Source organism: Alkalitalea saponilacus (assembly GCF_900168165.1).
Taxonomy (GTDB): domain Bacteria; phylum Bacteroidota; class Bacteroidia; order Bacteroidales; family Marinilabiliaceae; genus Natronoflexus; species Natronoflexus saponilacus.
In genome coordinates this window covers 1-14004 of sequence record NZ_FUYV01000019.1, presented here as the reverse complement: position 1 = coordinate 14004, position 14004 = coordinate 1, and the positions used below count along the sequence as shown (strand labels likewise).

11 protein-coding genes are annotated in these 14004 nt (G+C 40.7%); 8 read left to right on the top strand and 3 right to left on the bottom strand.

Features of this window, described 5'->3' with window-relative positions:
- Nucleotides 1–7 precede the first annotated feature (7 nt).
- The 4 genes from hemL to B5X70_RS14250 all read left to right on the top strand — a co-directional run bounded on the left by hemL (nt 8) and on the right by B5X70_RS14250 (nt 5713).
- Nucleotides 8–1282, top strand: coding sequence for a glutamate-1-semialdehyde 2,1-aminomutase (gene hemL, locus B5X70_RS14265; RefSeq protein WP_079558585.1), 1275 nt, complete (start codon nt 8–10; stop codon nt 1280–1282).
- 18 nt (nt 1283–1300) lie between these two features.
- The gene (gene hemE, locus B5X70_RS14260; protein ID WP_079558584.1) at nt 1301–2323 is read left to right on the top strand and encodes a uroporphyrinogen decarboxylase; all 1023 of its coding nucleotides are present in this window, start codon (nt 1301–1303) and stop codon (nt 2321–2323) included.
- Between the two features lie 16 nt (nt 2324–2339).
- On the top strand, nt 2340–3215 hold the full coding sequence (locus B5X70_RS14255; RefSeq protein ID WP_079558583.1) for a LytR/AlgR family response regulator transcription factor: 876 nt from the start codon (nt 2340–2342) through the stop codon (nt 3213–3215).
- Nucleotides 3216–3397: 182 nt separating this feature from the next.
- On the top strand, nt 3398–5713 hold the full coding sequence (locus B5X70_RS14250; protein ID WP_079558582.1) for a TonB-dependent receptor: 2316 nt from the start codon (nt 3398–3400) through the stop codon (nt 5711–5713).
- Between the two features lie 190 nt (nt 5714–5903).
- Here B5X70_RS14250 and B5X70_RS14245 read toward each other — a convergent pair whose 3' ends face one another.
- The 3 genes from B5X70_RS14245 to B5X70_RS14235 all read right to left on the bottom strand — a co-directional run bounded on the left by B5X70_RS14245 (nt 5904) and on the right by B5X70_RS14235 (nt 8274).
- On the bottom strand, nt 5904–6491 hold the full coding sequence (locus B5X70_RS14245; RefSeq protein ID WP_079558581.1) for a hypothetical protein: 588 nt from the start codon (nt 6489–6491) through the stop codon (nt 5904–5906).
- Nucleotides 6492–6510: 19 nt separating this feature from the next.
- Nucleotides 6511–7419: a DUF6588 family protein gene (locus B5X70_RS14240; RefSeq protein WP_079558580.1), complete on the bottom strand. Its 909-nt coding sequence runs from the start codon at nt 7417–7419 to the stop codon at nt 6511–6513.
- Nucleotides 7420–7596: 177 nt separating this feature from the next.
- Complete coding sequence (locus B5X70_RS14235) at nt 7597–8274, bottom strand: DUF2461 domain-containing protein (protein WP_079558579.1); 678 nt, start codon at nt 8272–8274, stop codon at nt 7597–7599.
- A 148-nt stretch (nt 8275–8422) separates the two neighbouring features.
- On the opposite strand from B5X70_RS14235, the gene B5X70_RS14230 reads away from it, so the two are divergent.
- The 4 genes from B5X70_RS14230 to B5X70_RS14215 all read left to right on the top strand — a co-directional run bounded on the left by B5X70_RS14230 (nt 8423) and on the right by B5X70_RS14215 (nt 13926).
- Nucleotides 8423–9316, top strand: coding sequence for a patatin-like phospholipase family protein (locus B5X70_RS14230; RefSeq protein ID WP_079558578.1), 894 nt, complete (start codon nt 8423–8425; stop codon nt 9314–9316).
- A 149-nt stretch (nt 9317–9465) separates the two neighbouring features.
- Nucleotides 9466–9993: a hypothetical protein gene (locus tag B5X70_RS14225; protein ID WP_079558577.1), complete on the top strand. Its 528-nt coding sequence runs from the start codon at nt 9466–9468 to the stop codon at nt 9991–9993.
- Between the two features lie 21 nt (nt 9994–10014).
- Nucleotides 10015–10452 (top strand): hypothetical protein, encoded by a 438-nt coding sequence (locus B5X70_RS14220; RefSeq protein ID WP_079558576.1) that lies wholly within the window; start codon nt 10015–10017, stop codon nt 10450–10452.
- Nucleotides 10453–13926: a hypothetical protein gene (locus tag B5X70_RS14215; RefSeq protein WP_079558575.1), complete on the top strand. Its 3474-nt coding sequence runs from the start codon at nt 10453–10455 to the stop codon at nt 13924–13926. It abuts the gene before it with no gap.
- The last annotated feature ends 78 nt before the right edge of the window (nt 13927–14004 follow it).

Here is a 14004-nt window from a genome sequence, read left to right as displayed (position 1 = left end):
TATACATATGAGAAACATCAATAAAAGCATATCAGCGTTTAAAAAATCTTTGGAATTACTGCCGGGAGGAGTTAATTCTCCTGTACGCGCATTTAAAAGTGTAGGCGGAAACCCTTTGTTCATCGACAAAGCCAAGGGCTCCAAAGTATGGGATATTGACGGGAACTGTTACACCGATTTTGTCGCATCATGGGGGCCTATGATTTTAGGACATGCCAGGGAGGAGATTGTTGAAGCCATCCAGAAAGCAGCGAAAAAAGGAACCAGTTATGGCGCCCCAACTCTTGCAGAAAATGAGATGGCTGAGTTGATTACATCCATGGTTCCATCGGTTGAGAAGGTGCGTATGGTGAATTCCGGAACTGAAGCAACCATGAGTGCATTGCGGTTGGCAAGAGGTTTTACCGGCAAAGACAAAGTGGTAAAATTTGCCGGATGTTTTCATGGACATGCCGATAGTTTTTTGATTAAAGCCGGTTCAGGAGCCATGACTTTGGGTTTGCCCGATAGCCCCGGGGTTACAAAGGCTGCTGCTGCCGATACGCTCACTGCCGAGTATAATGATTTGGATTCTGTGGAGGCTTTGTTTAGCGAATACGGAAGTGAAATTGCTGCCGTTATCGTGGAGCCGGTGCCCGGAAATATGGGTGTGATTCTTCCAAAACCCGGTTTTCTTGAAGGATTAAGAGACCTAACCAATCGACATGACGCCTTGTTGATTTTCGATGAGGTAATAACAGGATTCCGACTGGCACCGGGTGGTGCACAGGAGCGGATGGGGGTAATACCCGATTTAACCACCATGGGAAAAATTATTGGAGGAGGTCTTCCTGTTGGCGCATACGGAGGCCGCAAAGAGATTATGGACATGCTGGCGCCAAACGGTCCGGTTTATCAGGCCGGAACCTTAAGCGGAAATCCACTGGCCATGGCTGCAGGAAGCCAAATGCTTCAGATTTTGAATGACAACCCATCTATATACAACGAGCTGGAGCGCAAAGCTGCACGTCTTGAAGAGGGTTTGAGGGAGCGACTTAAAGAAACCGGAACCCCTGGTGTGATTAACCGAATAGGTTCCATGATGACACTCTTTTTTACTGAATTGGCAGAAGTAAATGGATTTAACGATGCCATGACTTCCGATACAGAAAAATATGCCCGGCATTTCAACGCTTCGTTGGATAAAGGAATTTATTTTGCGCCTTCGGCATTTGAGTGTACCTTTATTTCCGATGCGCACACAGATGAAGACATCGAGAAGGTGATTCAGGCATTTGCTTAACATATTAGAGATAACCACATGAAGTCAATATTATTAGATACACTCAGGGGAGAAACGACACCACGCCCACCGGTTTGGTTTATGCGACAGGCAGGCCGTGTATTGCCCAATTACAATAAACTCAAGGAGAGCCACTCTTTTCGTGAAATGATGGCCAACCCAAATCTGGCTGCGGAGGTAACGCTGATGCCAATTGCCGATTTGGGAGTTGATGCAGCCATTCTTTTTTCTGATATTCTGGTGATTCCCAATGCCATGGGGATGGAGTTGAAATGGACAGATAGCGGACCGGTGTTTCCAACACCGTTAAGCAACTTCTCTTCCCCGGTGGAACATCTGAAAGAAAATCCTCAAAAACTGGAGTATATCTATGATGTGATAGATGAAATTTTGCGGCGCAGACCGCAAAATGTGCCCCTGATTGGTTTTTGCGGTGCCCCGTTAACCACCATGTGTTACATGCTGCAGGGCGTTAGCAGCAATGGGAATTTTCCCGATGCCATGAAATTTCTTTTCAGCAACAAAACAGAATCTAAAAAACTGATTGATGCCATAGCCGATTTTTCGGTTCATTATGCTTTGAAGCAGATTGAGCATGGGGTGGAGGTGTTTCAGTTGTTTGAAACGCATGCCGGGTTGATTCCTACTGAGATGTACATGGAATTGTTTATGCCCGCTGTTGAGAAAGTTGGTAAAGCTGTGCGCGCCACTGGCACGCCCTTCATCTTTTTCCCGAAAGGATTTTCCACCGGATTTAAAGCCATCACCCCCGATTTGTGTGATTTTGTTAGCATCGATTGGCAAATGCCGTTGGCCGATGCACGTGAAATGATACATCCGGAAGTGGGTTTGCAGGGAAACATCGACCCGCGGTTGTTGTATGCTCCTCAAGAGGTGATTGCTGTGGAACTTGAAAAACTAAAACCGTTTTTCCGTAGTAATCCGAAATGGATTCTGAATCTTGGCCACGGGTTTTTACCTGATATTCCCTATGAAAATGCACGTTTTACTGTGGATTGGGTAAAATCAACCAAATGGTGATTTCAAAAACAACTTTATGTCCTCTTGGTTCCAAAATATCCTGAACATTAAGTTCCCGCCAAACTATTTTTTTCTCCGGCCGGGAATGGGTGCCATGATTGTTGGTGCCGTAAGTTATTTGTTTGTGCTTATTTACAGACCAATGGGAACGCAAGCGTCATTGTATTTTGGTTATGAACTTACCATGGCGTTGTATTGTCTGGCAGTTGTTTTTATTGTTTATCTTTCTATTCGTTTCTTACGTTTATTTCCTTTTTTCAAAAATCTTTCACGTTGGACACTCGTTAAAGAGCTGTCAGGAACGTTCCTGATATTGATGTTTACAGGTGTGGGTGTATTTTTCACAGGTTTTATTATTGAGGATTCGTCTGTAAGCCGATGGAATTTTCCCACCTTCGTTGATTCGGTTGCACGCACCATGGTTGTAGGCATAGTGCCCTTTGGTATTCTGTTTTTAAAAAATGTGCAGCTATTATTGCCCGGTCAGCGGGTTGTTTTGAGTGAAGCAATGCCTCGTTCTGTTTCATCCGGTGAGGATGAAACAGAGATACACTCATCCTTAAAAAAGGAGCATCTGAAATTTAACTTGTCGGAGTTTCTGTATGCTGAATCGGAAGGGAACTATGTTGCCTTCCATATCATAAGCGATAATAAAGTGGTGAAGAAACTCATCCGAAACTCCATCAACAACATTCAGTGGCAACTTGAAAAATACCCGCATTTTTTTCGGTCACACCGGGGATTTATTGTTAACCTTAACCGGATAAAAAAACATCAGGGTAACTCTTCCGGTTATCGTTTATTTTTGGATGGAACCGATGTGGTTGTTCCGGTTTCGCGCCAAAATGCAGAAAAATTTGAGAGCCTGATGGCTCTCAAATCAAAATCCTGAATTCCTGCGTCATTTTTAATCTTTGCTGTTCATCACAAGAGTTTGTAATTGGTCACAATTTTAAATACGAAAATTGTTGCCGGTCACAAATTGTTGTCATGTATCCCTTGTTTTTGGAGGGTTTTCATTGATTTCGGTACTTGCAGTTGTCATTTAATTGCAAAATTTAATCTGTGAAAACCATGAAAACGCCATTTAAAATTTTAGTCATTACCATCCTTGTAGGATTAGTTGCTCAATCGGTACAAAGTTCCTCTGTTATTTCCGGAAGAATATATGATGCAGATTTTTCTGAACCGTTGCCATCGGCAACTGTCGTGTTGTTGAACCCAGCAGATTCATCCCTGATGGCAGGAGTCATCAGCAATTATGATGGAGAGTTTCACATTTCCGGTATATTACCGGGAAATTATCTGTTGGAAATTGGCTTTATAGGTTTCCATTCGGTATCACATCTTATTGATTTATCAGAACGAGATTTAAATCTCGGGGATATTTATTTGCACGCTCAAACCCATGAAATTGGAGAGGCTCTGATAGTGGCCGAGCGGCGTCGTGCCGGTTCAAACGGAGTTTTAACCACTTATCATGTCAATAACCGAATGGAAAAGGTATCGGCAACAGGTGTGGATGTTTTGAGCCTGATTCCAGGCGTTCAGATTGATTTGATGCAAAACCTGACCATTCAGGGACGACAAAACATCAAAGTACTGGTTAATAACATTGAAAGGGATTTGAATTTTCTTCGTCAGTTGGATGCTTCCCGCATTCTGAAGGTGGAGGTGAATATGGCTCCGGGAGCGGGTTACGAGGCTGTAACGGATGGAGTCATTAATGTTATATTAAAGGAACGGGAAACCGGATGGAATGGTCATGTGCATGTTGAAGCGCCCATTACTCAAAATGAGTATTATCTATTCCCTAATTTCGGTTTAAATGTTGGAATAGGAAAATTCAATTTCTTTACATCATACGATGGCGAATTCAGTGGTTTCGATATTGAAGAGCGAAGCCGTCATACGGCTTCGCTCGATGGATTGACAAGAGATTTTACTTCCGTTCAGGAAGTTGTTCAGGATTATCGCTCACACAGGTTTCATTATGGTTTCGATTTTTATCTGAATGAACGAAATCTTTTCAACTTCTATGCCTACACCAACCCATTTTCAAATGAACACGATGGCAATTTACTCCATCGCCTGACAGAGAATGGGGAAACTCTATACAGTCATGATGGGAGTAAGCGTGACAACGACCGAAACAATCGCTCATTTTATTCGCTCTACTACCGGCATTCATTCAATTCTAATCATGAAATCTCGACAGATGTGACGATTTTCAGATTTAAAGGTGAAAACCAGACCTGGTTTGAGTTTGATGACGCAGATGATTTCAGCAATTCAGTGAATCCTTATCAAATCAACTACAGCATGAAAATTGACCACAAAATAGCACTCAATGAAAGTTTGTTGCTGAGAAGTGGTTTCAGGCATGTGAGAACCGAAATGAAAGAACGGCAGAACGATGATTTTAGATATCGTGAAAATCTCCTGGGAGTCTATTCTGAAATCTCCGGTCAATATGGCCGTTTTGGATTTGGCAGCGGCATCAGGATGGAGGAGCGAAAGGTCAGTGAACAAACAGTAGGAGATTATTCGGATGTTGATTTTTTTCCGTCCTTTAGAGCCGGTTTTACCTTTGAGAATGGCCACCGATTGGAAATGCGATATACCCGGATGATAAGCCGGCCACACATTTACCAAATGAACCCTCAGTTAATGATGCACGACCCCATGTTTTCAAGTGTCGGGAATCCTGCGTTGAAACCATCTTTTTCCAACAATTTTCAACTTGAGCACTCTTTGGGTTTTGGTTCAGGTTTTTTCTCATCGCAGCTGTTTTTTAATCACCATTCAAACTTTGTTGGAGGATATACAGAGCTTAACAGTTCAGGTTTATTGGAGCGGAATTATCTGAATCTGGGTGGTGTTGAGCAGTATGGAATAGAGATGGTTGCGGCGGTAAATTTATTGAACAGAGTTTCAATCAGTCCATATGTTAAGGTTTACAGAAACATCAGTGAGTCAACAGGAAATATTGGTCGTGTAACCGATATGGCCGTTGAAACGGCCTTTTCGGCAGCTGTTGAGCTGGGAAAAAGCACCTCTGCATCGGTGATGTTTCAACACAACAGTCCGGTCACCACGTTTCAAAACAAATACTGGCACGATGCACTCTATTTTATTACGCTTGACCAAAAAATAGGAAAAAACCTGACGGCCGGTTTGAAATCTGCGCTCCCTTTATCAGGGACATTTGCTTATCACGCCTTTGAGATAAATGGAAACGATTTTTCCTCAAATGCATCAGGAAATATTTCTTTATCAGAATTGCCTCTTTGGTTTTACGCGCGCTGGCAGTTTGGCGGAGGGAAAAACATTAACAGAGTAGGACGCGATAAAGAGGATTTCAATAATTTACCTTCCAAGGGGTTTTGAGAATTTTAACATAGTGTGTTAAAAAGAAGACTAACCACAATGGACACAAAGGAAGCACAAAGAACACCAGGTAATTATTGTTGATAGAAAAATATTGTGCGCTTGGTGAAAAACTTAGTGATCATTGTGGTTAATTTTCTCAAATTTGTTAAACAAAATTTCTACGTAGTTTCTTTGCAAATTTAAAGAGTTACAAACCTTTTACTTCGTCTTTGTATTCAACAACCACTTTAATTCTAACGTCCATTTTTGCATTTATAAATGTTGAATTGGGGAAGGTGTTTCCTTCAATTCTGATGCTGATTTGATTTTTACCGTGGGGCACTGTGTTGTAGGCAATTGCTTTAAGTATATTTCGCAATTGATCAACTCCCGGTTTTTTCAAATATTGATTCAGATTAACTGATTGTGTTGTGGCATTCAGGCTGATAGTCAGGTTTTCTACGAGTATGTATTCTGTGTTGTCCCAACCGGTAATGAAAATGGAAGAAACAACTTCTTCGGCAGTATTGGCAGGTTGCTCTGGTGTTGCATTTAATGCAACATCCAGAAAAATTCCTTCAACCATAACATCCGTAATTTCTCCATCGGTATCAAGATCCTTTATGGCATCCTGAATTTCTCTTACATCAATATCAGCAGATTCTGCAAATGCACCTTCATGATGCACAAATGCGGTTCCTGATTCGGTAAATGAAGGATAAAGATAGATCTCTTTATCTCCACAGCCAGCTAAAAGTAAGGCTGTGATAACTATATTAAAAATTATTTTCTTCATATTGTTTTGGTTTTAATTGTTACTTATATCCGAATCCAATACCTAAACCGGCAGAAATCGTACTTTGTTTAGCCAAATTGTATTCTGCATGCAAATTTACTGGACCAAGATTTAATCCAAACCCTGTGGTTAACCTGATGGTATTTCCCGGTGTCAGATCGAATCTGATCTCCTCGGTTTGGCCATTCTCAAGATTTTCGTATTCATAACTGATCTTCATGCTTCCCATTTCATAACCCAAACCGCCGTATAAGGTGAGAAAAGGTATGGAGTAACTTCCTTGAAGACTTATAATTGAGGAGGATGCATCCAAATAGTCTCCAAACTTGAATTTCTGATTGTAAAAACCAATGGCGGAGCTGAATGGCAGCGGGAAATATTGATCTATACTGTGCCTGAGCCCCCATCCAAACAGAGAAATATCGCCAACATCTTCGATTTTTTTTGTTCCGGCAAACCGAATGGTTAAATCAGTACCGTAAACCGAACCAACTGTTAGTTGAGGGGTAATCATGGGTACGTAGCCGATGTCTAGTCCTCCCGGGAAAACATAAACCAAACCGGTGTTTGGATCTTCAACTCGTTTTCCCTCCGATGGACCAAAAACGGTTGGAACGTTTTCCACTCGTGTGGAGGGAAAATAGTCGCCTTCGGCGGAGGCGGTCATAAATTTCTGACTAGAAGGAATAACTGCCAATTGCGTTTCAATTCCAAGATAAATCTGAAACCCAAGTTTGTTTATCACTGCATTATGAAACAGTCCGCTGTTCAGATTTGCCGAAAAAGCATCGGCAAATGGCTGCATATATTTCTGTCCATTTTCTGATGTGTATTTTGAAACCAGTTCTTCAACATTTTGAGCATTTGAGGTAACAGGTAAAAACCATCCAAAAAGACAGAAAAGAGAAACAATCTTTATTTTTTGCATAGAGTATAGTTTAGGTTGAACAAAAATAAATGGTCATTTACAATGCGAAATACCATGAGAGGTCAAACCCCTCATGAATTTTCATAGAAGCAATTTAATACCAAAAACAAGCAATGGAAATATTTATTTGACCAACGAGAGAAATGCGGTGTTGATTGATTTAGAATATTGGGGGAACTATTTTTCTTCAAACGCATATTTCACGGCTTTATTCAGCCATGTGTTAAATGCAACCGTTTTGTTGAATGCTTTGATGGTGTTCTCCAGAAGGTTTTTATCCAGTATAAATTCCTCATCAACCTGTTTGCAAAGGATTGGATTCTTCAGTTTCAGATATTCTGCATAGGGGGAGTCGGCAGGATATCCGCGCGGAACCCTCTTCAAAGGTTGGTCATCATCGAGCCGAAAACCCTTGGCTGCTATTATGGTCTCTTCAAATTGATCACCGTTAAGAGAGATCTCTTCACGAATGCTGTTTAATATTTTCTGTTCGGGACGGTAAAGTCCTGTATCTAGTTGCGAACCACCAAGAAATCCTTCACCTTTAGGTTCTATATGGAAATAATAACCTGAATATCCCGATTTTTTGCCATGGGGACAGATGTATGCACCAAAATGCGTTTTGAACGGCATTTTGTTGGTCGAAAAACGAATGTCCCGATAAAACCTGTATGTGCAATCCTTTATCGTTAATCCTTTAATTGAAGGGTCAAAAGTTCCAATTCCGGCAATTAATTTCTCCACAAAACTGTTAAAGATATCCCTCGCTTCCAGATACTCATTTTTATTTGCCTCAAACCACTCTCTGTTGTTGTTCTCGCTTATTTTTTTCAGAAAATTCAGGACTTTTTGCATGTTGTTGTCTCAATTTGATGGTTGGTTTTAATTTCAAAGGTAAATATTTATTGGTTTATCTGGGGATTGTTTTTTTAGATATTTCCTGGTTTAAATTTCATTTTTTTCTCCAAATCCTCGTAATTTTAAGCAGACTTTTCGACAATTTATGGATGCTTTTTCAATGACTAATAACAATAATTCAACCCATAACGTAGCCCTGGTGCTTGAAGGTGGAGGGTTCAGAGGGATTTTTACTGCTGCTGTGCTCGATGCATATCAGGAATCGGGGTTGTTTTTCAGGTATATGATTGGGGTTTCTGCCGGAGCCGCTTACAGCGTTTCTTACGTGGCTCGTCAGTATCGCCGGAATCTGGAAGTTAATCGGTATGTAAACGACCCACGTTACTGTAGTTTCAAGAATTTGCTCAAAACAGGCAGCTATTTCAACTGGAGTTTTATTTATCATGAAATTCCGCTTCAATATGTTCCTTTTGATTATCATGCTTATAGCCAATCAGATTCGCGATTGAAGGTGGTGGTAACCGACATTGCAACCGGACTGCCTGAATATTATGAGTTGCGAACTGAATGTCCGGAGGAATTTCGGGATTGGCTTTCGGCTACATCGGCATTGCCGATGATTTCCAAACCCATTAGCATTAATGGTCATCAATACATGGATGGCGGACTTTGCGACTCTATCCCTGTGGCCAAAGCCCTGGCCGATGGTAATGAAAGAGCCGTGGTGGTACTAACCCGTCCCAAAGGTTATCGTAAAAAACCAAGCCGCTCTTCATGGCTATTGCGTTTTCGATACCGCCGGTACCCAAAACTGGTTCAGTGCATTCGAAAGCGTACAGAAGAGTATAACGCCAAACTGGATTTGATTGACCGCCTGGAGCAGGAGGGGAGGGTCTTTGTCATTCGTCCCGACAATGGAAATCTGGTTTCACGATTGGAAAATAATCCAAAAAAACTTAGTGCCTGCTATGACAGTGCTGTAGTGCAGATGGAAAAAGAAATGTCACGGCTTGAGAGGTGGCTTGATGTTTACCACTAGAGTCTTTTCGAGTTAATGAACTATCCGATGTAATTCGTGCATGTAAGAACAAGTAAGCTTTAGGTGGATTCAGATCAATTATTCAGAATTCTTGAGTATTTAGTGAAAAAAATCTTATTTTCAGAGTCTTTTTTAACCTTAATTCATAGATGATCAACATGAAACATTACTTTTCTCTTTTAGTTCTGCTAATATTTAGTTCTGCATCTACTCTTGCTCAGACCAATGCACCATTAAAAGAAATAACCGCCGGAACTTATCACAGCAAACATGAAAATGGAGCTGATGAGTGGTTTCTCTACCGCACCGATACCCCCACATGGGTCATCATATCTTCCGTTGATAAAACTGATACCGACACTTACGTTGAAGTTTATTATGAAGGCCACAAACAACCATTTCTGAGAAATGATGACTATAAAAATGCCCAATCAAGGGTGAAATTTCTTGCTGAACCCAATTCCGTATATATCATCAGATGGAGAGGTATTTATGCAGAAACAGGTTACGATTGGGATTGCATAGAAGAAGATTTAAGACCAGGAGAGCATCACTCCACAGCCATTGAAGTTACAGATGAAACAATGGAATTTCAGATACCTCCCGGTCATGAAGTCTGGTACAAATATGTTAGTGACGGGAATCAATGGGTAGGAATGGAAAGCTCTAATTATTAATATGAAATCTATCAAACCTGCGTGGATCAAAAAAACCTCGTTCAATCCACACATGCACCTTACAGAAGTAATTTTTCATTCTCTCCCCGTGAGGGAGAGATTTATTATTTCCGTTGGAAAAACCAAAATAGCCCCTCGTTTGGTTTGTTTTGGAAAATGACCAATAAAACTCCACAGGAAGGCAAAACATCAGAAATGCCGAAAACAATACCCATTGACAAGCAAGTTGAGTTCAATCCGCAGACAGGGATTGACTTTTGGTATGAATTCAAGGCAGATTCAACAGGGTATTTAAAATTTGGAATTTCTTACGATGCAAACTTCAAAATTGAAGTTTGGGAAAAACTGTTAGATAAGGAGGTTCCGGTTTATTATAAAATAAATGATTGGGAGCCTGATTATTATTACTTTAATTATAAAAAAGATGTTGACTATATAATAAGGGTACGTCATCAATGAATGTTCCATTTTCATGCCGGCAAAGTAGACACTAAGCCCGGTATCAACAAACATAACCCCAAAGATATAAGTGAAGGTGTTCATTATGCCAGAACACGATACAAAACAGGAGAATGGTTTCGTTACACCCCCAACGCTGGCGGCGATGTAATGATTGCTACGCAATACGATGCTTATGCCGAAACGACCATCCAGCTTTTCAACGAAGCATCCGGCAAAATGCTGGCTTCAGATACTACCAATAACATACAGGGCAAAGAAGGGAGAGTTGTCTTCAATGCTGAAGAATCAGTTGCCTATTTGATTTATATTGGGAACTCCGGCTTTAGCTCTTTAGAGGGAATTTATTGGGATTTGAAGAAAAATCCGCAATTTTGTTCAGCACCTAAAAATATATCTCCGGAAAACAATCAGACCGTATTGGGCAACACCGATTATTGGTTTGAATACACTGCCAGTATACGATCCATTGTCAATGTAGCTGCAACCGGTCTGGAAAACAATAAACAATTCGTAGACATTGAATTTTATCACTCCTGCGACTCAATGATTTCGGCAGGAAAAGACAATGCAGATATTTACCTGAAACCCGGCGAAAAAGTATTGATAAAAACCAAGGGTCGCCACATTGAAGGCTTCTACGATGTTGCAATCAATGAGACAGAGCAAACGGTAGGAACCAAGGAACACCCGTTGGAAATAACTGCAGGCAACCATCAAATCAAAACCAACACAGACCACTGGTTTGTCTATTATCCGCAAAGCACAGGCAAAATAGAAATTGACATGCCCCATGATTTGTCGCCAATGCCCCGGCTTGAAATATACCGACCATATAACAATTCAATAGCTCTTACAACACGCAGTCTGGATTTTGGTAAAGCAGCCGCACGATGCAAAACCGGAGAACCTCTGTACTTTCGATGGCTCAACAATAATTCTGATGCACTCTTTGAGTGGACAATCACTGAAAAAGAAACCGTTACCGGCGACCTTATAACAAATGCACTGGAAGCATTGGAGGGAATGAATGAAATGACCAAGACCAATCGCATGCCAACCTACTATTATTACGTGCCGCAAAGCTTTGGAAAGATAAGAATAAGCACATGCGATTTGACAGAGGAGAATACTTTCGTTCTTGTATTTGACAGCATCAATCAGGTATCCACTTCAATATTCAGTGGGAGTGGCTGTGGCCATCAGTCTGATATTGAGTTTTATTGTAATCCCAACGATACCATATATCTTTGCTGGATTGAAGATTTTTCAAACAATCCCTATCCTTTTACTCTTTCCGAAACACCATTAACGGAAGGCTCTGATAGAAGGGTTGCATACAATGCAATCGAAGGATTAAACGAGGCAGTTTTTACAGATACCAACATTCAATGGTTTAAATACACAACAAGCATTGAGGGACGACTAATTCTTTCTAACTGCGGAATAGAGTCGTCGTTTTTTCCAAACATTCAAGTATTTGCAAATAACAGCAATAGCGACAGAAGACTGGAAAGCAAGGATTGCGGAGAAAACCAAAAAACAATACAACTCGAAGTACAACCCGGCAATACCTATTACATAAAATTCCAGTCAACCACAACCGGAACAGACTTCAGCATGGAATGGAATCTTGAAGAAGCCGCCTTTGAAGAGGGTACACGCTGCAGCAATGCCGCAGCAATTGATGAAGGACTCCACACAACCAATTCTGACAACCATCGATGGTATAGTTACACCGCAAAAAGCAATGCTGAAATCACCATTTCCCGTTGCAACATTGAAGACGACCTTGACATTCTTCTTCAACCTAACATTTATAAAAATTGCGGTCAGAGACTTAACCGGGTTGATATCACATATTGTGGTTCCAAAAGCAAACACGATTTTGTAGCATTAAAAGATTCCACTTATTATATTACCTGGGGTTATATTTCAAATTATCAGTTTCAGTGGGAATTGTCAGAACAGACTTATCCACTCACTGGTTTCTGTCTCGATGCCAAAGAGGTTATAAACGGCATCAACCATGCCGAACACACCAGTAATAATGATATCTGGTATAAATTCACTCCACCACACGATGGAACAATTATCCTTAACTCAGTTGGGTTAACAGAAGAGGACACAGAAGTGGAATTTCATTCTGGTTGCTCTGATGGCATAGAATATACAGAAATATACAGCAGCGACAGGTATGGGAGTAGTAAACAAGCCCGGTTATCATGGCCGTGTGAGGGCAATGAAACTTACTATATTCGCTGGAAAGGGGACAAAATAACGGCACCGTACAACTGGGAATTCATTTACATTGCAAAGGGGGACGACAAAGATGACCCCCTGGAAGCCCATCTGGGAATAAATGAAAGAACTCTATCAAACAGCACTAGTCAGTACTTTGCTTTTGGGAACACTCCTCTGAAACATTTCTATCATATATCCATTCCTCGTCAGGATGGAAAAACCAGAAAACTGAATGTGCTACCCAGATACGATAGCTGGTACGATGGGATTTATTTTAATGCAGATTCCACCGAAGCAGAGATTATACGTCTAAGCGGCGGTTCCTATATAATTGAATGCATTAGTGAACCCGGAGACAGTTTCACCTGGAACATTCAAGAGCGATATATGGATACCCTGACAGTCAACACCCGGCTGTTGGGGCACACCGGATTTATCAATGACTGGTTTGTGCTATCGGGAGAAGAGGATGCCTACTACACCATAGAATCAGACAAAGCGATAAAAGCAAACAGTGATATTGAACTTTATGCCAAATTTCTTTACAGCGAATCAAAATTAAGTCCCATAGCGTCAGGCATGAATGTTCCGTTTTATAAGTTATCGGCAAATACAAAACATTACCTAAAATGGGCATTGCCCGAAAACGGAAAAACAGATTATTGGTGGAGCCTGTCTCCATTTCATTTCTCTGGTAGTGGCGATTGCTTTGATGCTGAACCCGCAAGGCCTGGTGCCATTTACTCTACATTTAATGGTTCCAGACTTATGTATAAATTTCGCCCTGATAAATCAGGACGTTACATTATAAATGTTGAGACCTCTGAGTTAAGGCGTTCTGGATTAGAAAGACTAAGTTTATACAAAGGTTCCTGCGAAAGCAATAAATGGTTGGGATATGTTGATTTTTCTGAAATCACGCACAACCAATATTTGTTAACTTCAATAGCATTGGATTCCATTACGGAAAACACCAATTATTATTTGGAGTGGGATTTTATATTCTCCAGTAATTTGATAAAAGAGTTTAGCTGGCAACTCCAATTTGACGCTGATTATCAAAGTAAAGAAGATGATCCAGTAGATCCTGATTTTTTTATTGGCAAAAACCCAAACAACGGACGTTTCGAAGTTTTCTTCCCAAAACTAAGAGAGGAGACAACATTGGATATTTATAATAGTAGTGGAAACAATATTTATTCAAATATTCTTCAACCAATAGCGTCCTAAACGATTAAAAAAGTGAGAAGGAATTTAAGTATCTCAAATTATCTTTGAGGTGCACAACAAAAAAACCTTCTCACATGT